This window comes from Bradyrhizobium prioriisuperbiae (genome assembly GCF_032397745.1).
In the GTDB taxonomy this organism is placed as follows: Bacteria; Pseudomonadota; Alphaproteobacteria; order Rhizobiales; family Xanthobacteraceae; genus Bradyrhizobium_A; species Bradyrhizobium_A prioriisuperbiae.
Genome location: NZ_CP135921.1, coordinates 1,956,449 through 1,978,545, shown reverse-complemented (window position 1 = coordinate 1,978,545; position 22,097 = coordinate 1,956,449). Strand labels below are relative to the sequence as shown.

Here is a 22,097-nt window from a genome sequence, read left to right as displayed (position 1 = left end):
GGCCCGCTGACTGCTGAACTCGCTGAACAAGGCTTCTCACCCGTGCGTCCGGATATGCCGGCGCGCGAAACAAACATGAAGACGCCAACAGGAGGTCACTCCCCGATGAAACGCTTATCAGGCTACGCCACCATTGCCCGGGTGCATCTGCTTGCGGCCACGTTCGCCGCCGCCGGTGTGCTTGTAACCCTGCCCGCCCGTGCCGCCGACGAGGTCACACCGGAGCGGCTGCTCAATGTCGAGAAAGAGCCCGGCAACTGGCTGCACCATCACAAGGACTTCGCGGCCCGGCGGTTCTCCACCCTCAAGGACATCAACCGCGACAACGTCAAGAATCTGAAGGTCGCCTGGACCATGCATCTGGGCGGTGTCGAAGGCGGTGGCATCTGGACCCATGGCGGTCTCGAAGGCACGCCGATCGCGGAGAACGGTTTTCTCTATGTCACCGACGGCTGGGGTTCGGTCTACAAGATCGATACCCATGGCGGCAAAGGCGTGCTGCTCTGGAAGATGGATCCCAAGACCGATCACGACTGGGCCGGTGCCGTGGCCTGCTGCGGTGTCGACAATCGCGGCGTTGCGCTATGGGGCAATCTCGTCATCTCGCACACCCTCGATGGCCGGCTGATCGCAACCAACAAGGAGACCGGGCAGGTTGCCTGGCAGCGTCAGGTCGCCGATCCGGACAAGGGCGAGGTCATCACCGGGGCGCCGCTGATCGTCAAGAACATGGCGATCACCGGCGTGGCCGGCGCCGAATACGGCATCCGCGGCTGGATTGCCGCCACCGATCTGTCGAGCCAGAAGGAAGTCTGGCGTACCCACACCATTCCCGCCAAGGGCGAGCCGGGCAGCGAAACCTGGAAGGACGACAAGAACGCCCAGGCCAGCGGCGGCGGTTCCACCTGGGTGACCGGCAGCTACGATCCCGCCACCGACACCATCGTCTGGGGCGTCGGCAATCCGGGGCCGGACTGGGATAATGAATACCGTCCCGGCGACAATCTCTACACCGACAGTTCGCTCGGTCTCGACGCCGCGACCGGCAAGATCAAATGGCACTACCAGCACACGCCAAACGATCCCTACGACTATGACAGCGTGTCGGAGAACGTGCTGGTCGACGTGCCCGTGGCCAACGGCTCGCAGAAGCTGGCGTTGCATGCCAATCGCAACGGCTTCGCTTATGCGGTCGATCGCAACTCCGGCAAGTTCGTCTGGGGACTTCCGTTCGTGAAGAAGGTGACCTGGACCAAGGGGCTCGATGCGGAAACCGGCAAGCCGGTCGAATACGATCCGAAAAAGCCGGTGCAGACTTATAATACAGCCGTCACGCCAAGTCGCAGCAACCTGGAAACCGACATCTGTCCGGGCAACATGGGCGGCAAGAACTGGCCGCCCACCGCCTACAATCCGGATCTGAAGCTCTGGTACATCCCGGTGATCGAGAGCTGCAACCGGATCAAGGTCGAGGTGGCTGAGAAGGATAAGCTGAAGCCGCGTGAATTCTGGACCGGCGGCGGCCCGAGCCAGCCATTCAAGATCACCGGCAGCGTCACCGCCATCGACGTCACCACGGGCAAGGTGGCCGGCAAGCTGGAGACGCCATTCCCGATGCTTGGCGGCATCCTGGCGACGCCGGACCTCGTCTTCAGCGGCGAGCCGTCCGGCGAAGTGATGGCGCTCGACGCCAAGTCGCTGCAGAAACTGTGGGAGTTCAACACCGGCGGCGGCGTCAATGCACCTCCGATGACCTTCATGGTGGATGGCAAGCAGTATGTCGCGATCCTGGTCGGCCTGGGCGGTGCCTGGGACAAGTGGTTCATCGATTCCACACCTGAGCTGAAGCGCATTCAGCCGGGATCGATGCTCTACGTGTTCGCGCTCTAGAACCAGTCAGCAAAGAGGGCCCGGCAACGACCGGGCCCTCTGGTTTTCCAACAACACGAGACGTGATGATGATCTCCAGGGTTTCCTCTGTGGCCGGTGCGCTGCTCGCCTGTGCCGTTTTGGCTTTTTCGATGCCAATGTCGATGCAAATTTCGATGGTAGGCGCTGCCCGTGCGCAATCGGCTGTTGCTGCCGATCCCACCGACGCCGGCAAAGCGGTGTTCAAGCGCGCCAACTGCATGGGCTGCCACAAATGGCATGGCAATGGCGGCGGCGGGTATGGCGGCGATGCGCTGTCGCTGCGCAAGACCGAACTGACCAAGGAGCAGATCGTCGAGACGGTGAGCTGTGGCCGCCCCGGCACCGGCATGCCGTTTTTCGTCCGCGGCGCCTATGACACCGTGAAATGCTTCGACATGACCCGCCAGGACGCCGGAGCCCAGATGCCGCCGGAAGGCGGCACGTTCCTGCGGCCCAACGATATCGAGGCGGTCGCCGATTATGTGATCGCTCACGTGAAGGGGGCCGGCGAGCCGACCTTTGCCGAGTGCACGAGCTTCTTCGGCAACACCTCGCGGGTGTGCGACGTCTACAGGTCTGAGATGCAGAAGGCGGCCGCGCCGGCCGGCCCGGAGAAAAGCCAATGACGATATCATCTCGATTGTCCCGATTTGCGGGCGTGATGGCGGTCGCGCTGCTGCTGTCGCAGGCGGTGACGCCGGCGACACCGGCCGCGCGTGCCGACGAATTCCGTGGCAACGATCTGCGCGATATCCGCATCGGCATGCGCGCGGCCGACCTTCCAAAGGAAGGCTATGTCGACTTCGCTTGCGCCGATGATCCCAAGCTTGCGCTGGATGGCTGGGCGAGTTGGAAGGACTGCCCGGCGGACGCTGCGGCCCTGCGCGCCATTCGTTTCGGTTACGATCCCCTCACCAGCCGCGAAGGCACCATGGTGGCGGGACATCCAGCGGTCCTGACGCTGCTGGTCGACGAGGCCGGCCAAGTCGCGGGCCTCAGGATCGAGACCGATCCCAAGGCGCGGCTCTATATCCGCAAGAAGGCGTTTCTGCTCGGGCTGCAGGCCAAGTCGCGTTATGGCGACGATGGCTGGTCCTGCGTCGAAAGTCAGCCGCAAGGCGGCGAGCAGTCGGTCGGTGGCGTCTACCTCAAGGAGCGTTGCACCAAGACCATCAGCGGTCGTGCGCTGGTGGTCGAGCGCAACCTGTTTCGCCGCTCCGATCAGGATGAGAAGAATTTTGTCGACGAGACGCGGATCAGCATCCTGCGCAGCAAGAGTTGAGGCCTGAAAGATGGCGGCTGCGGTTTCTTCGGGGAAACCGCAGCCATACGCCGATGTTTTTCGCGCCGCACAAACACGTCCGGCAACCGGGTGTCGCGTTTCTGTTTTCGTTTTTAACGATTCTAATTTGCGTTGCCAGCGCAACCGAACCGGATCATGCTCAGCCGTCCGGCACCTCCCGGTGGGTGCCGCGGGTTTTCAGAATTCAGAATGAAGTGTCGCCGTAAGCGACGTCATGCACCGGAAGGGGAAGATAAATGCCCACTCTCAACATCAATGGACGGAATATGTCCGTCGAGGCGGCCAACGATACGCCGCTGCTCTGGATCATCCGCGAGCAATTGCAGATGACCGGCACGAAGTTCGGCTGCGGCGCGGGACTTTGCGGCGCATGCACGGTGCATGTGAACGGTGAAGCCGTTCGCTCTTGCCAGACCGCGCTCAGCGAAGCCGTCGGCAAGAAGATCACCACCATCGAAGGACTGAGCGCCAAGGGCGATCATCCGCTGCAGAAGGCCTGGATCGCCGAGCAGGTGCCGCAATGCGGTTACTGCCAGTCCGGGCAGATCATGCAGGCGGCCTCGCTGCTGTCGAAGAACACCAACCCGACCAAGGATGAGGTCATCGCCCACATGGACGGCAATCTCTGCCGCTGCATGACCTATTCCCGGATTCAGAAAGCCATCATGCGTGCCGCATCCGACATGCGCACCGCGTCGAACGCGGGCAACGATCGGAGGAACACATGAATACGCACATCAAGAAAGTTTCCGCGCAGACATCGGTCGATCTCAGCCGTCGTTCGTTCCTGGTCGGTGCCGGCACCGCCGGTCTTGTGCTCGGGTATGCCGGCGTTCCCGGCATTGTCGGCGACAGCGCGGCGTTTGCCGCTTCCGCCAATTTCGAGCCGAGTGTCTGGTACGCCATCGCGCCCGATGGTCTGGTCACCGTGACCTGCGGCAAGGCCGACATGGGCCAGCACATCGCCTCCACCATGGCGCAGATCGTGGCCGAGGAACTCGGTGCCAACTGGAAGGACATGCGGGTCCAACTCGCCTCCAACGATCCGAAGTTCAACGATCCCGTGCTCGGCGCCCAGATCACCGGCGGCAGCTGGAGCACCATGATGAACTTCGACGCCATGAGCCGGGCCGGCGCAGCCGGGCGGATGGCACTGGCGGAAGCCGCGGCCGGGCTGATGAAGGTGCCGGTCGAGGAAGTGACGGTGCGCGATTCCGTCATCGCCCACGGCAAGTCGAAAAAGGCGATGACCTTCGCCGAAGTCGTAAAGAGCGGGAAGGTGACGAAAACCTTCACGCCGGATCAGCTCAAGGCCATCACGCTGAAGACGCCCGATCAATACACAATGATCGGGGTGTCGGTGCCGCAGCTCGACATTCCGTCGAAGACCAACGGCACAGCGAAGTACGGCATCGATACCTTCCTGCCCGGCATGGTGTACGGCAAGATCGTGATGCCGCCGGTGCGCTTCGGCGCCACGGTGAAATCGGTGGACGACAGCGCGGCGAAAAAAGTGCCGGGCTTCATCAAGGCCGTCACCCTCGACGACAAGACCGGAACCACCTCCGGCTGGGTGGTGGCGGTGGCCAGCACCTACGCCAACGCCCGCAAGGCGGCGGAAGCGCTGAAGGTGACGTATGACAACGGCCCAAACAGGATGATCTCAAGCGCGGCGCTGCTGGAGGAAGCCCAGCGGTTGCAACGCATGGACGAGACCGGGCTGTTTTTCGTCAAGGACGGCGACACCGCGGCGGCGCTCGGTTCGGCGGCGAAGGTGATGGAGGCGGAATACACCACCAACATCAACATTCATGCGCCGATGGAGCCGATGAACGCCACCGCCGAACAGAAGGGCGACATCTGGCACATCTATTCCGGCAACCAGTTCGCGACGCGCTCCGGCGCCATCGCGGCGGGGGCCGCCGGGGTGGATCCCAAATTCGTGGTGCTGCATCAGATGTGGCTGGGCGGCGGCTTCGGCCGGCGGCTCGATGCCGACATGATGGTGCCGGCGGTGCAGGCGGCCAAGGCCGTCGGCAAGCCGGTCAAGGTCATCTATTCGCGCGAAGACGACATGACGATGGATTTCTCGCGACCGCTGACCTACCAGAAAATCAAGGCCGGCCTCGACAATGATGGCAAGCTGGTGGCGCTGAACCACGACGTGGTCAGCGCCTGGCCGACCAAGCGCTGGGGCATCCCGGATTTCCTGTCGCCCTCGGTCGACAAGAAGGGGGCGCTCGATGCGTTCACCGTGAACGGGGCGGACTTCTTCTACTCCGTGCCCAACCACAACGTCCGCGCCATTCTCAACGAGATGGCGCAGAACGCCACGCCCTCCGGCCAGTTGCGGTCGGTGGCTCCCGGCTGGACGTTCTGGGCGGTCGAAAGCATGATCGACGAACTTGCGCACGCGGCCGGCAAGGATCCGGCACAGTTCCGCATTGCGCTGCTGGACGGCAAGGGCAAGAACGACGGTGGCGCGCAGCGTCTGCGCAACACCCTGCTCGCGGCCATGGGGCTCGCCGGCTATGGCACCAAGCAGTTGCCCAAGGGCGAAGGCATGGGTGTCGCCTGCGTGTCGTCGCAGGAACGGGCAACCGCGAGCTGGACCGCTTGCGTCGCCCACGTGGCGGTGGCGCCGTCGGGCGAGGTCAAGGTGAGGAAACTCACCGTGGCCACCGATGTCGGCACGCAAGTGCATCCCGACAACATCCGCGCCCAGGTCGAGGGCGCGGCATTGTGGGGCCTGTCGCTGGCGATGTACGAGAAGGCGACGTTGAAGGACGGTGCGATCGAGCAGACCAACTTCGACAGCTACACGCCGTTGCGGATGAGCCAGCTGCCGGAGGTTGCCGTCAGCGTCATCGCCAATGGCGAGAAGGCCACCGGCGTCGGCGAACCCGCGGTGACCGTGGTCGCGCCGGCACTGGCGAACGCGATCTTCAACGCGGTCGGCGCGCGGGTGCGCTCGCTGCCGATCACGGCGGACGCCGTGAAGGGCGCGATGAAGGCGTAAGCCGCGGTTGAGGTGATGAGAACAAACCGCCGGAGAGCGATCTCCGGCGGATTTTTTGTCGCCTTAGCCCGGGTGAGCGAAGCGATACCCGGGAGACCGTCCCGTATGTCGCTGCGCTCATGCGGGCTACGATGCTGAACTCGGCTAAGTCTTCCGGCTCACCGAAGCGCCGGCGTTGGCCGGCAGCCGCACGCTGTCATAAAGGCTGATGATCACCAATGCGGCGGTGAGCAGAAACGCCACCTTGAAATCGGCCAGGGTCAGCGAACCGGACGGATGGCCCAGGATCAGTGACGCGAGCTTGAGGCAGACCGCGCCGATCGCCACGCTCATGCCCAGGCTGAGCTGGAACATCAGGCTGAAGAAGGTGTTGGCGCCGCTCATCTTGTCCTGCGGCACGTCGGCAAAGGCGATGGTGGCGATCGAGGTGAACTGCATGGAACGGCTGGCGCCGCTGATCACCAGCAACAGCAGCAGCACCGGGCGTGGTGTCCCCGGCGTCAGGAAGGCACAGCCCACCAGGGTGGCCGCGAATAAAACGCCGTTGCCCAGCAGCACCGGCTTGAAGCCGAAGCGGCGGATGATCGGCGTGGTCAGCGGCTTGATGCCGAGATTGCCGACAAACACGGCGAGCACCAATAGCCCGGCTTCAAAAGCGTCCAGTCCAAAGCCGATCTGGAACATCAGCGGCAGCAGGAACGGCGCCGTGCTGATCACGGCGCGCGACAGCGAGCCGCCGGCCACGCTCAACGCGTAGGTCTGGATTTTCAGCGCGGAGAGATCGAGCAGTGGTGTCGGATGGCGGCTGGAATGGATGTACGTGGCGACACCGAAGCCGATGCCAACCACCACAAGCCCGGTGGCCAGGACCGTCGGCACCTCCACATTGCCGAACAGATTGAGGCCATAGGCGAAGGTGAGGCAGGCGATCGCGCTGATCACGAAGCCGGTGTGATCGAGCGGACGCTCGTGCCGTTCGTCACCGTCGGGGATCAGGCGCCACGCCAGTGCCATCGCGGCCATCCCGAGCGGGATATTGAGGAAGAAAATCCAGCGCCAGCTCGCATAGGTGGTGAGGAATCCGCCCACCGCCGGGCCGATGATCGGGGCGATCAGGCCGGGCCAGGTGATGAAGGCGATGGCGCGGATCAGGTGCTGTTTTGGCGTGGTGCGCAGCACCGCCAGCCGTCCGACCGGCACCATCATCGAGCCGCCAAAACCCTGCGCGATGCGGGCCAGGGTGAAGGTCCAGACCCCTTCCGCGAGGCCGCACAGCACCGATGCTGCGGTGAAGATCAGCAGTGCCGCCACGAACACCTTGCGGGTGCCGAACCGGTCCGCGAACCAGCCGCTGAGCGGAATGAACACCGCCAGTGTCAGCATGTAGGCGGTCATGCCAAGCGTCAGGTCGACCGGATTGACGCCGAACGAACGCGCCATTTCCGGCAGCGCCGTCACGATCACGGTGCCGTCAAGCATCTCCATGAAGAAGGCGCTGGCGACCAGCAGGGCAACCTGGGTCGATTGCCGCGACATGGCTGCGGTAACCGGGGCGGAAGGGGTGTCGTCCATCAGTGCGTTGATCTTGTTGTTCTAGGCTCCGGCAGAGCCGTCTAGCACGCGGGGATGGCCGGCACTATGCGGGCGGTATCAAAAAAATATCGCCTGTTCCATCGAAAAACCAGCTGCGCCAGACTACGTGCTGGGTGAGTCGCGGAAACCGCCATGATGCAGGATGCTCCTCGCTGGACCGGATTTGCTGACATGCCGGACGACCGCGACATCGCGGCGCGGCTGCTGAAGGACGCCCGCCTTGCGCCGGAGCGTGAAGCGGCCATCGACGCCACGGCCGCGCGGCTGGTCGCCGCGATCCGGGCCGAGGCCAGCGGCTTTGGCGGCGTCGAGGAGATGTTGCGGGAGTTCGCCCTTTCCACCAAGGAGGGCGTGGCGCTGATGGTGCTGGCGGAGGCGCTGCTGCGGGTGCCGGATAGCGCGACATCAGACAGATTCATCGAGGACAAGCTGGGCCAGGGCGATTTCGCGCGCCACGACGTCAAGTCGCAGGCGTTGCTGGTCAATGCCTCGGCCTGGGCGCTGGGGCTGTCGTCGAAGCTGATCGCGCCCAGCGAAACACCGCTGGGCACCATCGGCAAGCTTGCCAAACGCATCGGGCTTCCGGCGGTGCGGATCGCCACGCGCCAGGCGATGCGGCTGATGGGCAATCACTTCGTGCTGGGCGAAACCATCGAGGCCGCGCTGGCCCACGCCGGCCCGCAGCACGGCCACGCCGCGCGTTATTCCTTCGACATGCTGGGCGAGGGCGCACGCACCGCGGCGGATGCGTCACGTTATTTTGAAGCCTATGCCGGAGCCGTCGACGCCATCGGCCGGGCCGCGGGCCGCAATGTCTTGCCCGATCGCCCGGGCATTTCAGTCAAATTGTCGGCTTTGCATCCGCGTTATGAGGCGATCAGCCGGCCGCGGGTGATGCGCGAACTGGTGCCGCTGGTGATCACACTGGCGCGGCAGGCGAAGTCGTTCGATCTCAATCTCACCATCGACGCTGAAGAAGCCGACCGGCTTGAGCTGTCGCTGGATGTCATTGCAGCGACTCTTGCTGAGCCCTCGCTCGCAGGCTGGGATGGATTTGGTCTTGCCATCCAGGCCTATCAGAAGCGTGCGGAGGCGGTGATCGATCATGTCGATGCGCTGGCGCGCACCCTCAATCGCCGTCTGATGGTGCGTCTGGTCAAGGGCGCCTATTGGGACACCGAGGTGAAGCGCGCGCAGGAGCGCGGGCTGGACGATTATCCGGTGTTCACCCGCAAGGCGATGACCGACCTCAATTACATCGCCTGCGCGCGCAAGCTGCTGGCGCTGCGTCCCCGGCTGTTTCCGCAGTTCGCCACCCACAACGCGTTGACGGTGGCGACGGTGCTCGAGCTGGCCGATGGCGCCGAGGGGTACGAATTCCAGCGCCTGCACGGCATGGGTGACGCGCTTTATGCGCGCCTGTTGTCGGATCGTCCGGAACTGGCGTGCCGGACCTATGCGCCGGTCGGCAGCCATCGCGAACTGCTGGCCTATCTGGTGCGGCGGCTTTTGGAAAACGGCGCCAACACATCGTTCGTCGCGGTCGCGGCCGATGCGTCCGTGCCGGTGACGACACTGCTGCGACGGCCGGCGGACATCGTCGCTGCTCCCGACCATGCCCGCCATCCGAAACTGCCGCTGCCGCGCGATCTGTTCCAGCCGCAGCGGATCAATTCACAGGGCCTGGAGTTCGGCGATCGCAAGGTGCTCGATGCGATGGTGGCCGGAATGGCCGGCGATCTTGCGCCGGTGACGGCATCGTCGCTGATCGACGGCAAGACAGTTGCGGGCACGACCCGTGCAACCATGAGCCCGATCGATGGGGCCACTGTGGTTGGATATGTCGTCGAGGCCACGTCCGACGTCGCCGATCGGGCGATGGCCGCCGCGCGTTCTGGATTCACAAAATGGAGCGCCACGCCGGCTTCGGTGCGTGCGGCCGCTCTGATGGGTGCGGCGGATCTGCTGGAGCAGCGCCGCGATCATCTGATGGCGCTGTTGCAGCGGGAGGGCGGCAAGACCCTCGATGACGCGCTGTCGGAGGTCCGCGAAGCGGTCGATTTCTGTCGTTATTATGCCGTCGAAGGTGCCCGGCTGTTCGCCGGTGTCCAGCCGCTGCCAGGGCCCACCGGTGAAAGCAATGTGCTGCGGCTGCGTGGCCGCGGCGTCATCGTCGCCATCTCGCCCTGGAATTTCCCGCTTGCGATTTTTCTGGGACAGGTTGCGGCCGCCTTGATGGCGGGCAACGCGGTGGTGGCCAAGCCGGCCGAGCAGACGCCGCTGATTTCAGCGGAAGCCGTACGGCTGCTGCATGCGGCCGGCGTGCCGGCCGCGGCCTTGCATCTCGTGATCGGAGACGGCGCCATCGGCGCGGCGCTGGTGGCGCACCGCGATGTCGCGGGTGTGGTGTTCACCGGCTCGACCGAGGTGGCGCGTGCCATCAACCGGGCGCTGGCGGCGAAGGACGGCCCGATCGTGCCGCTGATCGCCGAGACCGGCGGCATCAATACGATGATTGTCGATGCCACCGCGCTGCCCGAGCAGGTCGCCGACGATGTCATCACGTCCGCGTTCCGCTCCGCCGGCCAGCGCTGCTCGGCGTTGCGATTGCTGCTGCTGCAGGAGGATGTCGCCGACCGGATGATCGACATGATCGTCGGCGCCGCGCGGGAGCTTGCAATCGGGGATCCGCGCGATCCCTCCATTCACATCGGCCCGGTGATCGATGCCGAGGCCAAACAACGCCTCGAAGCCCATGTGGCACGGATGAAAACCCAGGCGCGGGTGCATTATGCCGGCACCGCGCCGAAGGGCGGCCTGTTCGTCGCGCCCCATGTGTTCGAACTGGCCGATGTCGGGCAGCTGCAGGACGAAGTGTTCGGACCGATCCTGCATGTGGTGCGTTATCGCGCCGCCGATCTCGGCCGGGTGATCGAAGCGGTGGCCCGCAGCGGATATGGACTGACGCTCGGTATCCATTCGCGCATCGACGAGACCGTGGCGACGGTGGTGGAGCGGCTCGCGGTCGGCAATGTCTATGTCAATCGCAACATGATCGGGGCCGTGGTGGGGGTGCAGCCGTTCGGCGGCCATGGTTTGTCCGGCACCGGGCCGAAGGCGGGCGGTCCGCATTACCTGCCGCGCTTCGCCATCGAGCAGACCGTCACCATCAACACCGCTGCGGCCGGTGGCAACGCCGCGCTGATGGCGCAGGACGACGGCCAGGACCAGGCGTGACGCGCGGCGGTCGGTATGGTGGGCGTGTCGGCCTTGTCACGGCCTGCGCAACGGCGCTAACCAGCGGGACGTCTCAGCCCGAACTCCGGAGCCCGCCATGGAAGAACTCAACGGCCGCATGATCGCCTGCCAGATCCTGATCACCGGCCTGATCGCGCGGGTCGCCAACGACTCGCCGGATCCCCTGCGCTTTCTCACCGGCTTCCGCGATGAGATCCGCGCCGTGGTGCACGGGATCAACATCGCGGGCATGGAGAACACCGACCGGGTGCGCCAGGTGGCGCAGCAGACCGTCGACGAACTTTTCTCGCTGATGAAGCCGCCGAGCGCCGCGCAGCCGGATTGAGGGGCAGGCCATCGTTTGCAATTTTCGAGAAGCCTGACGTCTCGGATAACTATCTCAGTGTGCGGGATTTTTTCAATTTAGAATAAGTCTAGTTTAGAACCATTTTGATCTAGAGCGATTCAAATATTTCAAGGCCGCAATTTCGGCCAATTCAGGTTGCGACAGGACGCCGCACTGCTACTGACACCTCTGAGCCATTTGGTCGCACCCCGAGGGGCGATCGCGTTAGGGTGTTGGGGGCAATTGTCATGAACGGGATCAAGGCGCCGCGGTCATTGCGATCGGCAGTCATTGTCAGGGGACCTTGCGAAGGCTCCGACGCCAATCCGGCGGGGAAAATCTCGGCCGTCGCCGGATTGATTGCGGTGGCGTCGATCAGCGGCGCCGAAGCCCAGCAGGCTCCGCTGCCGCCGGTCACCGTCGATGCCCCGGTCGCGCGGCTGCGGCCGTCCATCAAGCCGTCGCCGGATCAGCAACGCGCCCGCACCGCATTGCGCCGCGCTGCGCGCCGGCAGCAGACCGCCCAGGCGCCGGTGCCGTTTCCCAATGCCGGTGGTCTGACGCCGCCCGATGCAAATCCGTATGCGGATGCGGCATCGCCCTACAAGGCGAATCGTGTGGCTTCCAGCAAATTCAGCGAGCCGATCGTCAACACGCCGCGGACCATCACGGTTCTCACCAAGGAATTGCTCGAGGACAAGAACGCGACCAGCTTTAAGGAAATTGCCCGCTCCACAGCAGGCGTCACGCTCGGTACCGGCGAGGGCGGCAATGCGTTCGGCGACCGCTTCTTCATCCGCGGCTTCGATGCGCGAAACGACATTTTTGTCGATGGAATTCGCGATCCTGCAGTCAGCATCCGCGAAAATTTCTTCACCGAGCAGGTCGAAATCCTGCGCGGCCCGGCGTCGTCTTATGCCGGCCGCGGCACCGCGGGCGGCGCGGTCAATATCGTCACAAAACAGGCCAGCGATCGCAACTTCTATAACGCTGAGAGTTCATTCACGACGGACTCGGGCAAGCGGCTGACCCTCGATGTCAACCAGGCGATCAACCCGACCCTGGCGGTGCGTCTCGGCGGCCTGTTCCAGGATGCCGGCGTTGCCGGTCGTTCGCTGACCACCGATGATCGCTGGGGCACGTTTGGCGCCGTGAAGTGGACACCCACCGACAACGTCAAGGTCACCGGAAGCTACGTCCACACGGATCTTAGCGCGCTGCCGGATTTCGGCGTGCCGTATCGGCACGATGCGCTTGGCAACGGACCCGTGACCGAATTCGGCGTGCCGCGTAACACCTATTATGGTTTCGTCAATCGCGATTTCCAGAAGACCACCCAGGACATCGGGACGGTCGCCGGTGAAATCAAGATGAACGAGAATGTTACGCTGCACAATGCGTTCCGCGCCGAGCGGGCAGTTCTCAACTATATCGGGACGATTCCGGAAAGCCCGAAGAACACCCTGCTCTCGCTGCCGCAGTGGACGTTCCAGGCCAATCCACAGAGCCGCTATCAGGTGGCCAATGTTCTGGCCAATCAGAGCGATGCGACCTTCAAATTCGATACCGGCCCGTGGAAACACACCGCGGTGACTGGTGTGGAGTTTTCGAGGGAGCGAGTGTCGATCGATACCTACACCGGGCTTAATTCGGAGACAGTCGCGACGGACGGGACCCCATTTGCCGGGAATGGCAGCCTTCCCGGCCAGTCCATCCTCAATCCGTCCTACAATTTTCAAGCGTTCGGGAATTCGCCATCGGTGTTGGGTAACCCGTCGATCATCAACGTCAACACCAAGAGTGTCTATGCGATCGAGACCGCCAACTATCGGGACTTTGTCATTCTCAACGGTGGCGTTCGCTATGACGACTACGACATCAGCGCGCACAACAATACGGCAGGTATCGGCCCTGTCGACTTTGGCCTGGTGAACTACAACGCCGGCATCGTGATCAAGCCTCTGCCCATCGCCAGTGTTTATGCAGCTTACGCGACCTCGGCCAATCCGTTCGGCGCGGAGCTGGATGGAACATCCACCAACTATGGCGGCGTCAGTCTCAATCCGAATCAGCTCGCGACCCAGGTTTTGGGCCCCGAACGCAACAAGGCTGCCGAGGTCGGCACCAAGTGGGAGCTGTTCGACCGCCGCCTGCTGTTGACCGGTGCATTGTTCCAGACCGAAAAGACCAATGCCCGCGAAGCAGGTGCCGCGGTTAACGGCGTTGTGCCGATCACCGCGGGAGCGGCCTATCGCATCCAGGGCATCGACCTCGAAGCAGCCGGCAAGATCACCGATCGATGGAGCATCTACGGCGGGCTCGTGCTGATGAGGTCGAAGGTTACGGCGTCGCACGTGGGAACGCCGGCCGGCTCGCCCTTTGCCAGCAATGTCGGTTTGCAGCTTGCCAACATCGCCCATGAGTCCTTCAACGTGCTGACCAAGTACAAGTTCGACGATGGTTGGGAACTGGGCGGCCAGGCGACCTACCGCTCCAAGATCTATGGCGGCACGCTGCTGGCGGCGAACCAGGGCACGGCACTGCCGAGCTACTGGCGGTTCGATACCTTCATCGAGAAGAAGGTCACGGCCAACCTGACGGCGAAGATCTTCGTCAACAACATCTTCAACAAGCTCTACTACGACGGCTTCTATCAGAGCGCGACGCCGTTCGTGTTCGTGGCGCCGGGCCGCGTGGCCGGACTGGTGTTGAACGCGAAGTTCTAAAGCCTCGCGCGGCAATGTCGTTCCGCGCGTGATGTGAGCTTAATTCCGAGCCCGGTTCCGGCGTTGTGCCGGGGCCGGGCGTAAGCATTGGAATCGCGAATGTTGGTTTGTGTCCCCGAGGTGCTGAGCAAGGCCGAGGTCGCCGACTTCCGTCGCATCATGGATGCCGCCGAGTGGGAAGACGGCCGTTCCACCGCCGGTGCGCAGTCGGCGCTGGTCAAGAAGAACCAGCAATTGCCGCCCGACAGCGAGGTGGCGCGCAGGCTCGGGCAACGGGTCTTGAGCGCGCTGACCGCCAACCCGCTGTTCATTGCGGCGGCGATCCCGCTGCACATCTTCCCGCCGCTGTTCAACCGTTATGCGTCGGCGGACGGGCATCACTTCGGCATCCATGTCGACAATGCCGTGCGCGGCGACCGCCTCACCGGCCTGCGCATCCGCACGGACCTGTCGGTCACGTTGTTTTTATCGGAGCCGGAGGACTATGACGGCGGTGAACTCACAATAGAAGACTTCTACGGTTCCCACGAAATCAAGCTTCCGGCCGGACATCTGGTACTTTACCCGGCTTCAAGTCTACATATGGTGACGCCGGTCATCCGCGGCACCCGGACCGCGTCTTTCTTCTGGGTGCAGAGCATGGTACGCGATGCCCACGCCCGCAGCCTGATCTTTGACCTCGATACCGCGATCCAGGCTCTGGTCGAACGACTCGGGCGCGACGATCCCGAAACGGTCAAACTGACCGGCATCTACCACAATCTGATCCGCTATTGGGCCGACGTATGAGCAGCAACTCCTTCCGAACCTGGGCCACTTTCGCCATCGCTTTTGCGCTCAGCGCAACCCCGGTCACCCTGATCCACGCTCAGCAGACGTCGCCACCGCCACAAACCACTGCCTCACCCGTCACTGCAGCCCCGACCCAGATCGTACCGCCGATCGCAACACCCGCTCCGCAGGCGCCGTCCGAGACGGCGATCGGCACCACCGATAGCCGCCCGCTGAAATCAACGGCGCTGCAGGTGCCGCATGAGCTGTCGCCGTGGTCGATGTTCATGTCGGCGGATATCATCGTCAAGGCGGTGATGATCGGCCTCGCGTTCGCCTCGCTGATCACCTGGACCATCTTCATCGGCAAGTTCGTCGAACTCTTCATCGCGCAACGCCGCCTGCTGGGCGCGCTGGACGCGATCTCCGAAGCCCGCTCGATCGCCGAGGCGCGTGTGGCGCTGGGATCGAAGACCGGCATCCTGTCCACCTTCCTTGCCACGGCACTGCGCGAGGCGCGGCTGTCGGCCGGCATCTCCAGCGACAGCGGCATCAAGGAACGCGCCGCGTCCAGCTTCGGCGAAATCACCCGCGCCGAGGCCCGCCGCATGCGGCTCGGCATGGGCCTGCTCGCCACCATCGGCGCGACCTCGCCGTTCGTTGGACTGTTCGGCACCGTCTGGGGCATCATGAACAGCTTTATCGGCATCTCGAAGTCGCAGACCACCAATCTCGCGGTGGTCGCGCCCGGCATCGCCGAAGCGCTGCTCGCCACCGCCATCGGCCTGGTCGCCGCCATCCCCGCGGTGATCATCTACAATCACTTCGCCCGCGTCACCAAAGGCTATCTCGAACTGGTCAGCCGCGCCTCGGGTGCCGCTGGCCGCCTGCTGTCGCGCGATCTCGACCGCGCCCATGGCGGCGCGTCGGCCCGCGCGGCCGAGTAACGGAGAGCGGCGATGGGCGTTACCTTCAACGACGTCGACGACGGCGACGATTTCGGGGAAACCCACGAGATCAACGTCACGCCGTTCATCGACGTCATCCTGGTCCTGCTCATCATCTTCATGGTGGCGGCGCCGCTGTCCACTGTCGACCTGCCGATCGATTTGCCGTCATCCACGGCCCAGCCGCAGAAGAAGCCGGACAAGCCGACCTATGTCACCATCAAGTCCGACCTCGCGGTGGCGATCGGCGAGAACCCGGTGAGGCGTGTCGATCTGGTGCGCACCCTTGATGCCGTGCCCGATGCCAGCAAGGACCGCCGCATCTTCCTGCGCGCCGATCGCGCAGTGCCTTACGGCGACATGATGGACGTGCTCGAAATCTTGCGCACCGGTGGCTATCTGAAGGTGGCGCTGGTTGCGCTCGAAGGCGTGCCCGACGGCGTGCCGCAACCGGCAGCTGCTGCGCCCGCCGCACCGAAGCCTTGAACCGGCGAAGGCCGCGATGACCGATCCGGACGCAACCTCCAGACCATCCCGCAGCCTTTGGGCGTTCGCGGCGATCGTTGCGCTGGCGCTTCACGTCGGAGGCGTCGCCTTTGCTGTTGCGAGCATGCAGGCCGACGATGCTGATGATCCGGACAGCGTGCAGGGAATCGAAATCGGGCTTGAACCGACGGCGCCCCGCGGGGAGCAGAGCGAGTTGCCGCCCGGGCCGGACTCCGAGGCCTCCGCCGCCTCGCCGGCCCAGGTCGAGCAGAAGGCCGAGCTGAAGCAGACCGAACTTCCGAAGGATACGCCGACCGAAACCGACGATCCCGACCGGGTGGTCGCGCCGGACGCCACCAACAAGCCGCAGGAAGAGATCCCGGACAAGCCGACGGTCCAGCAGACGGCGTCGACCGAGTCGATCGCCTCGGAAGCGACCGCCATGCCGACCTCCGACAATCTCCCGGTGTCGGACAAGGCGATCCGCGTACGCACCTCATGGCAGAAGGATCTCTCCGCGCATCTCGATCGGCACAAGCGTTATCCGACCGATCGCCCGCAGAAGGCCGCCAAAATCGTGCTGTCGTTCTCCATCGATCGCACCGGCCATCTGCTGTCGTCGAGCATTGTCGAGAGTTCGGGCGATCCGGCGTTCGATGCTGCCGCCCTGTCGATGCTGAAGCGGTCGGATCCGCTGCCGCCGCCGCCGCCACTGATCGCCGACGAGGGCCTGAGCTTCACCGTCCCGGTGATCTTCCGCATCAAGGGCAAGGGTTAGGCCCAGGCCCCAAGCCGCGGCCCGCCCGTTGGGCAACTCAGCCGATTTCCCATGTCACACGGATGCGTTATGTCGCCGTTGCCGGTGTCGACGGAATGCGCCGTTTTGTCTATGTGACGATGACGTCATGCCGCGACCCGCAGGATTGGCGAATGCGTCATCGGGGTGGAGTTCGACATGCCCGCAGATATCAGATCACTGACCGGTGTCCGCGGCATCGCGGCGGTCCTTATCGTGCTCTATCATTTCGGCAATGTGCCGCTGCTGGGGCCGGGTACGGCGCCGTATTATCGCGTGCCGCACGGCTATCTCGCCGTGGACCTGTTCTTCATGCTCAGCGGCTTCGTGATGGCGTACATCTACCGCGACGCCTTTCGCAGTGACGGGTTGCGCAATTTCTACGACTTCATGGTCAAGCGGGTCGCCCGGCTCTACCCGGCCTATTGGGTCATCGCGGCACTCTATCTGCTCAAGCTGGCGCTGGGGCTCGATCGTGACATGCTGTCGAGCTTCGATGCCTATGATGCGGTCGGAAATGTGCTGATGCTGACCGGATGGGGCCTGCATGTTTATCCGCTGATCGGCGTGTCCTGGGCCGCGAGCTCCGAGCTCGGATCCTATCTTGTGCTGCCGGTGTTGCTGGTTGTGATGTTTCAGCGCGGTCTGGTCGTCAGTTTGCTCGCAACGGCCGCGGCGCTCGGTGCCGTTGTTGTCATCGCCATGAGCGGGCTGGGCTCCGCAGGTCCCCTTGATGTCACCAGCGGCAATTCGTTTCTGCCGCTGCTGCGGGCGGTTGCCGGCTTTGCGCTGGGGCTGGCGATCTTTCGCTTCTCACACCTTCTCGACGGTCTATCGATGATGGCGCAAGATCTGCTGGTCGCGGGCCTGACGATTGCAATCGTGGTGGTTGGCGTCCTGTTTCATCATGATCTGCCGATCTATCTGCTGTTCATTCCCTTTGTCGCGCTGCTGTCCCGCGACGGCCGGCTGGCGCAGCTCTTGTACGGCAATCCGCTGGTCTATCACCTCGGCGCGATCTCCTACTCGATCTATTTGATGCACCAGCTGTTCGTGAGTTTCGCGGTACGCACCGCACGACATTTCGGCGCCACGCCGCTGGCTTATGCCACCTGTGTCGCCGTTGCACTGGCGACGATATGGCTGCTGTCGTGGCTGTGCTATCGCCACGTCGAAATGCCGGGCCGCAAGTTTCTGATCGCGCTGCTGCAGCCGAAGAAAGACGCGGCGCCGAAGCGCGCCTAGACAAATTTCCGGGTCCGCCGCTCCGCGACGTCCCGGAATGACGGGCCAAACTTAAATCCGCGGCATCCCGATCGGCGGCGCCTCGCGCGCCTGCGCCGCGAGGCGGATGGCGGCGTTGGCGGCGCCGAAGCCCTGGTAGTTTCGCCGCTCGACGATCTCGAAGAAAAAGCGATTGTCGAAGGCGTGGGTGTAGATCTGGAAGAACTCACCGTCGCCGTCGCGATCGTAGAGGATTTCGTTGGCGCGCAGCTCCGCCATGGTGCCGGCGTCGAGATCGTACTTGCTTTCGATGTCGTCGTAATAATTGTCGGGGATGTCGAGGAAACTTGCGCCACGGGCGCGCATGTCGGCGACTGTCTTGAAGATGTCGTCGCAGGCGAACGCGATATGCTGCACGCCGGAGCCGAAGAATTCCGACAGGAAGCGCGCCGACAGCGTCCGGTTGGCGGCGGCGCCGTTGATGATCAGCCGCAGGCTGCCGTCCGCATTGCTGATCGCCTGGCTCTGCACCAGGCCGCCGGGATCGGCCACGTCCACCTGCGGCGCGCGCTGCAGGTCGAGCATGCCGGTGTAGAACAGCAGCCACGACAGCATGTCTTCATACGGCATCGATTGCGAGATGTGATCGATGTTGCTGAGGTGATCGCTGCTGCGCTCGGTGGCGACGGGCGTGAAATCGCGATCCCAGTTGTGGTCGTCGGGCTTGAGGAAATACAACAGGCTGCCGCCGACGCCATGGATCGCCGGGATCTCCAGTTCGCCCGGCCCGACCGGCTGGTAGAAGGTCCTGGTGTGCAGTGCCTCCGCCCGCGCCATGGTGGCGGCGACGTCGTCGACCTCGATGGCGATGGCACAGACCCCTGCGCCATGAGTGACATAATGCGAGTGCGCAAAGCCGTGCGCTTCGCAGTTTACCACCAGCTCGATCGTGCCCTGCGACCAGCGCTGCACCGCCTTGCTGCGATGCTGGCCGGTCTGCTGGAAACCAAGCTGGTGAAACAGTGCGGTGAGGTCGTCGGATTTCTCCTCGCTGACCGCGAATTCGATAAAGCCTGCGCCGCGGCTCTTGTCCCTTGGCGGAAGTTTGGATGCGACCGGCGGCTTTGATATCGCAGCGGTCTGGTCGTCCAGCAGGATCAGCGAGCGCAGGCCATCGACGGCCACCCGCGCCGCGGAGCCGGCGCGGAATTGGTCGTTGAAGATCTCCAGCGACAGCGGCCCGCCGTAGCCGGTGGTCTTGACCGCATCCATGAAGCTCGTGAACGGCAGGTCGCCCTGCCCCGGGAAGCAGCGGAAATGCCGGCTCCAGGACAGCACATCGAGGTCGAGCTTGGGGGCATCCGCCAGCTGCACCAGGAAGATCTTGTCCTTGGGGATCGAGCGGATCGCGCCGACCGGCAGCCCCGGCGCCAGCGCATGGAAGCTGTCGAGCACGAGCCCAATCGAGGCGTGATCGGCGCGGCGCACCACCTCCCAGGCATCGCGGTAGTCGTTGATATGGCGTCCCCACGCCAGCGCCTCGAACCCGACACGCAGGCCGCGTTTGGCGGCATGCTCGCCGAGTTCGCGGAAATCGTCTGCGGCGCGATCGATGCCGCCGAGCGACGCCGGCGACACGTTGCTGCAGATCATCAAAAGGTCCGTGCCGAGCTCCTGCATCAGGTCGAACTTGCGCTCCACCCGGGTGAAGTTGCGCGAGCGCTGCGGCTCCGGCATGCCTTCGAAATCACGCAGCGGCTGGAAGGCGCAGATCGCAAGGCCGAGGTCGCGGCACATCGCCCCGACATCGCGCGGGCCGCCGTTGAACGACAGGAAATCGTTTTCGAAGATCTCGACCATGTCGAAGCCGGCGGCGGCAATGGCGCGCAGCTTTTCGTCAAGGGCGCCGCTGAGCGAAACAGTTGCGATCGAGCGTTTGGTCATGCCGCAGGCTCCAGGTTGAATTGAGGTGAAACGCGTCCGCCGCTGCGGGCCGCTTCCTTGACTGCTTCGACCACGGCGAGGGTGCCCAGTGCGTCCGCCACCGACACCAGCGGTGTCTCGCGGCGGTCGATCACGGCAAGGAAATGGCGCAGCTGTTCGACCAGCGGATCGGTGTCCGGGGTGGGCAGGGGAGCAGCTTGCAGCCGTTCATACCATCCGTCCTTGCCGGGATAAGACCAGACATCGAGATCCGGCACCGCCAGCGATCCCCTGGTGCCGGCCAGCAGGTAGCAGGGCTGATCGTTTTTGGGATAGGTGGGATTTTCTCCGGAGCTCAACTCCCAGCTCCAGGGCGCTGGCGTCGCGTCGGACAATGTGACGGTGCCGAGCGCGCCGTTCGCGAACCGCAGCAGCAGCGCGGCGGTGTCTTCCACCGCGAAGCCGCGCACCGCGTTGGACGTCTGGGCCTGCACCTCGACAATCTCGCCGCAGATAAATCTGAGGTTGTCGATGTCGTGCACCAAGTTGATCAGGATCGGGCCCCCGCCGGCCTCCTTGCGCCAGCCGACGTCGAAATAGCCGTCAGGCTTTTTCAGCAGCCACAGCCCGACCACGGCGGTGAGCGTGCCCAGACGTCCCTCGGCCACGGCATCACGCACCGCCTTGATGCGCGGATTGTGCCGGCGGTGATGACCCACCAGCATGGGAATTCCCGTGCGCTCGACCGCCGCCAGCAGCCGGCGTCCAGCGTCGACCTGATCCGCCACCGGTTTTTCGATCAGCGCCGGCACGCCGCGATCGATGCAGTCCATGGCCATGGCGACATGCAGTGCATTGGGCGAGGCGATGATCAGGCCGTCGGGCTTTTCGGTGTCGAGCAGGGCACGATGATCGGCATACCAAGTCACGTTGTTGGCCTCGGCGACTTCCTTCGCTTGCGGCGAGGGATCGGCAATGCCGGCAAGCCGGCAGTCGGCACTGGCCTGCACCAGCTCGATGTGTTTCTTGCCGATCAGCCCGGCGCCGGCGATGCCGATGCGCTTGCTCATGCCGCGGCTGGCTCCAGCGCGCCGCCAAGGAACAATTGCCCGATCCGCGGATCGTGCAGGATCTTTTGCGCGGTATCGACGATGCGGGTCTGTCCCAGCTCAAGCACGATGCCGAAATCGGAGATCTCCAGCGCCGAGCGTGCATTCTGCTCGATCATCAGGATGGAGACACCCTTGTCGCGCAACTCCCTGAGGATGCCGAAGGTCTCCTGCACCATCAGCGGCGAGAGCCCGATCGACGGTTCGTCGATCAGCACCAGTTGCGGATCAAGCAGCAGGCCGCGAACGATCTCGAGCTGCTTCTGTTCGCCGCCGGACAGCGTGGAGGCCTGCTGGGTGGCTTTCTTGCGCAGGTTCGGAAAGCGATCCAGTGCCCGCTCGATCCGCTGGGGCATGTCGGTGATGGAGCGCCCCGCGGCCACGGCGCCGAGCTCGATATTGTGCCGCACCGACAGCTCGGGGAAAATGTTGCGACCCTGCGGCACATAGCAGATGCCGGTTTCCAGCAACTGGCGCTGGGTGAAACGGGTGACATCGCGGCCTTTGAAAACGACGCGTCCTTCGCGCAGCTTGAGCAGGCCGAAAATCGCCTTGAACACCGTCGACTTGCCGGCGCCGTTGGGGCCGATCACGGTGGTGATCGAGCCCTTCGGCACGGTGAAACTGGTGCCATTGAGAATCGTCATCTTGCCGTAGCCGCCGACCAGGCCCTGCACGTCCAGGATGATATCGCTCATGGGAAACT

Annotated in this window: 17 protein-coding genes; 13 read left to right on the top strand and 4 right to left on the bottom strand. The window is 64.0% G+C overall.

What is annotated here, in order from left to right; all coding sequences use genetic code 11:
* Window positions 1-105 precede the first annotated feature (105 nt).
* The 5 genes from RS897_RS09275 to RS897_RS09255 all read left to right on the top strand — a co-directional run bounded on the left by RS897_RS09275 (window position 106) and on the right by RS897_RS09255 (window position 6,233).
* Window positions 106-1,890 carry a PQQ-dependent dehydrogenase, methanol/ethanol family gene (locus tag RS897_RS09275; protein WP_315836271.1) on the top strand — a complete coding sequence of 595 codons (1,785 nt, stop codon included), beginning with the start codon at window positions 106-108 and terminating at the stop codon, window positions 1,888-1,890.
* Between the two features lie 155 nt (window positions 1,891-2,045).
* Window positions 2,046-2,537: a c-type cytochrome gene (locus RS897_RS09270; protein WP_315836270.1), complete on the top strand. Its 492-nt coding sequence runs from the start codon at window positions 2,046-2,048 to the stop codon at window positions 2,535-2,537.
* Window positions 2,534-3,193 carry a hypothetical protein gene (locus tag RS897_RS09265; protein WP_315836269.1) on the top strand — a complete coding sequence of 220 codons (660 nt, stop codon included), beginning with the start codon at window positions 2,534-2,536 and terminating at the stop codon, window positions 3,191-3,193. Before RS897_RS09270 ends, RS897_RS09265 begins: the two co-directional genes overlap by 4 nt.
* 257 nt (window positions 3,194-3,450) lie before the next feature.
* Complete coding sequence (locus tag RS897_RS09260) at window positions 3,451-3,942, top strand: (2Fe-2S)-binding protein (protein WP_315836268.1); 492 nt, start codon at window positions 3,451-3,453, stop codon at window positions 3,940-3,942.
* A complete protein-coding gene (locus RS897_RS09255) occupies window positions 3,939-6,233 on the top strand; it encodes a xanthine dehydrogenase family protein molybdopterin-binding subunit (protein ID WP_315836267.1) in 2,295 nt (764 codons plus the stop codon). Before RS897_RS09260 ends, RS897_RS09255 begins: the two co-directional genes overlap by 4 nt.
* A 144-nt stretch (window positions 6,234-6,377) precedes the next feature.
* On the opposite strand, the gene RS897_RS09250 is transcribed toward RS897_RS09255, so the two are convergent.
* Window positions 6,378-7,805, bottom strand: coding sequence for an MFS transporter (locus RS897_RS09250; protein WP_315836266.1), 1,428 nt, complete (start codon window positions 7,803-7,805; stop codon window positions 6,378-6,380).
* Between the two features lie 156 nt (window positions 7,806-7,961).
* Here RS897_RS09250 and putA point away from each other — a divergent pair, with 156 nt between their 5' ends.
* The 8 genes from putA to RS897_RS09210 all read left to right on the top strand — a co-directional run bounded on the left by putA (window position 7,962) and on the right by RS897_RS09210 (window position 18,380).
* Entirely contained in the window at window positions 7,962-11,063 is a 3,102-nt protein-coding gene (gene putA / locus RS897_RS09245; protein WP_315838569.1) for a bifunctional proline dehydrogenase/L-glutamate gamma-semialdehyde dehydrogenase PutA, read from the top strand.
* Between the two features lie 97 nt (window positions 11,064-11,160).
* On the top strand, window positions 11,161-11,409 hold the full coding sequence (locus RS897_RS09240; protein ID WP_315836265.1) for a hypothetical protein: 249 nt from the start codon (window positions 11,161-11,163) through the stop codon (window positions 11,407-11,409).
* A gap of 248 nt (window positions 11,410-11,657) precedes the next feature.
* Entirely contained in the window at window positions 11,658-14,135 is a 2,478-nt protein-coding gene (locus RS897_RS09235; RefSeq protein ID WP_315836264.1) for a TonB-dependent receptor, read from the top strand.
* A 99-nt stretch (window positions 14,136-14,234) separates the two neighbouring features.
* Window positions 14,235-14,924, top strand: coding sequence for a Fe2+-dependent dioxygenase (locus tag RS897_RS09230; protein WP_315836263.1), 690 nt, complete (start codon window positions 14,235-14,237; stop codon window positions 14,922-14,924).
* Window positions 14,921-15,853, top strand: coding sequence for a tonB-system energizer ExbB (gene exbB / locus RS897_RS09225; protein ID WP_315836262.1), 933 nt, complete (start codon window positions 14,921-14,923; stop codon window positions 15,851-15,853). Before RS897_RS09230 ends, exbB begins: the two co-directional genes overlap by 4 nt.
* A 12-nt stretch (window positions 15,854-15,865) precedes the next feature.
* Window positions 15,866-16,339, top strand: a complete 474-nt coding sequence (gene exbD / locus RS897_RS09220) for a TonB system transport protein ExbD (protein ID WP_315836261.1) — start codon at window positions 15,866-15,868, stop codon at window positions 16,337-16,339.
* A gap of 16 nt (window positions 16,340-16,355) precedes the next feature.
* Window positions 16,356-17,117 carry an energy transducer TonB family protein gene (locus RS897_RS09215; RefSeq protein ID WP_315836260.1) on the top strand — a complete coding sequence of 254 codons (762 nt, stop codon included), beginning with the start codon at window positions 16,356-16,358 and terminating at the stop codon, window positions 17,115-17,117.
* A gap of 177 nt (window positions 17,118-17,294) precedes the next feature.
* Window positions 17,295-18,380, top strand: a complete 1,086-nt coding sequence (locus RS897_RS09210) for an acyltransferase family protein (protein WP_315836259.1) — start codon at window positions 17,295-17,297, stop codon at window positions 18,378-18,380.
* Between the two features lie 51 nt (window positions 18,381-18,431).
* Here RS897_RS09210 and RS897_RS09205 read toward each other — a convergent pair whose 3' ends face one another.
* The 3 genes from RS897_RS09205 to RS897_RS09195 are packed head-to-tail and all read right to left on the bottom strand — an operon-like array spanning window position 18,432 to window position 22,089.
* Window positions 18,432-20,303: a bifunctional sugar phosphate isomerase/epimerase/4-hydroxyphenylpyruvate dioxygenase family protein gene (locus tag RS897_RS09205; RefSeq protein WP_315836258.1), complete on the bottom strand. Its 1,872-nt coding sequence runs from the start codon at window positions 20,301-20,303 to the stop codon at window positions 18,432-18,434.
* The gene (locus RS897_RS09200) at window positions 20,300-21,352 is read right to left on the bottom strand and encodes a Gfo/Idh/MocA family protein (RefSeq protein ID WP_315836257.1); all 1,053 of its coding nucleotides are present in this window, start codon (window positions 21,350-21,352) and stop codon (window positions 20,300-20,302) included. The genes RS897_RS09205 and RS897_RS09200 overlap by 4 nt, the downstream gene beginning before the upstream one ends.
* Window positions 21,349-22,089 (bottom strand): ABC transporter ATP-binding protein, encoded by a 741-nt coding sequence (locus tag RS897_RS09195; protein ID WP_315836256.1) that lies wholly within the window; start codon window positions 22,087-22,089, stop codon window positions 21,349-21,351. Before RS897_RS09195 ends, RS897_RS09200 begins: the two co-directional genes overlap by 4 nt.
* Window positions 22,090-22,097: the final 8 nt, after the last annotated feature.

Bases quoted from the DNA above. Each gene is read 5' to 3' on its own strand.
- RS897_RS09275 (WP_315836271.1), top strand. From the start codon at position 106: ATGAAACGCTTATCAGGCTACGCCACCATTGCCCGGGTGCATCTGCTT.
- RS897_RS09270 (WP_315836270.1), top strand. From the start codon at position 2,046: ATGGTAGGCGCTGCCCGTGCGCAATCGGCTGTTGCTGCCGATCCCACC.
- RS897_RS09265 (WP_315836269.1), top strand. From the start codon at position 2,534: ATGACGATATCATCTCGATTGTCCCGATTTGCGGGCGTGATGGCGGTC.
- RS897_RS09260 (WP_315836268.1), top strand. From the start codon at position 3,451: ATGCCCACTCTCAACATCAATGGACGGAATATGTCCGTCGAGGCGGCC.
- RS897_RS09255 (WP_315836267.1), top strand. From the start codon at position 3,939: ATGAATACGCACATCAAGAAAGTTTCCGCGCAGACATCGGTCGATCTC.
- RS897_RS09250 (WP_315836266.1), bottom strand. From the start codon at position 7,805: ATGGACGACACCCCTTCCGCCCCGGTTACCGCAGCCATGTCGCGGCAA.
- putA (WP_315838569.1), top strand. From the start codon at position 7,962: ATGCAGGATGCTCCTCGCTGGACCGGATTTGCTGACATGCCGGACGAC.
- RS897_RS09240 (WP_315836265.1), top strand. From the start codon at position 11,161: ATGGAAGAACTCAACGGCCGCATGATCGCCTGCCAGATCCTGATCACC.
- RS897_RS09235 (WP_315836264.1), top strand. From the start codon at position 11,658: ATGAACGGGATCAAGGCGCCGCGGTCATTGCGATCGGCAGTCATTGTC.
- RS897_RS09230 (WP_315836263.1), top strand. From the start codon at position 14,235: ATGTTGGTTTGTGTCCCCGAGGTGCTGAGCAAGGCCGAGGTCGCCGAC.
- exbB (WP_315836262.1), top strand. From the start codon at position 14,921: ATGAGCAGCAACTCCTTCCGAACCTGGGCCACTTTCGCCATCGCTTTT.
- exbD (WP_315836261.1), top strand. From the start codon at position 15,866: ATGGGCGTTACCTTCAACGACGTCGACGACGGCGACGATTTCGGGGAA.
- RS897_RS09215 (WP_315836260.1), top strand. From the start codon at position 16,356: ATGACCGATCCGGACGCAACCTCCAGACCATCCCGCAGCCTTTGGGCG.
- RS897_RS09210 (WP_315836259.1), top strand. From the start codon at position 17,295: ATGCCCGCAGATATCAGATCACTGACCGGTGTCCGCGGCATCGCGGCG.
- RS897_RS09205 (WP_315836258.1), bottom strand. From the start codon at position 20,303: ATGACCAAACGCTCGATCGCAACTGTTTCGCTCAGCGGCGCCCTTGAC.
- RS897_RS09200 (WP_315836257.1), bottom strand. From the start codon at position 21,352: ATGAGCAAGCGCATCGGCATCGCCGGCGCCGGGCTGATCGGCAAGAAA.
- RS897_RS09195 (WP_315836256.1), bottom strand. From the start codon at position 22,089: ATGAGCGATATCATCCTGGACGTGCAGGGCCTGGTCGGCGGCTACGGC.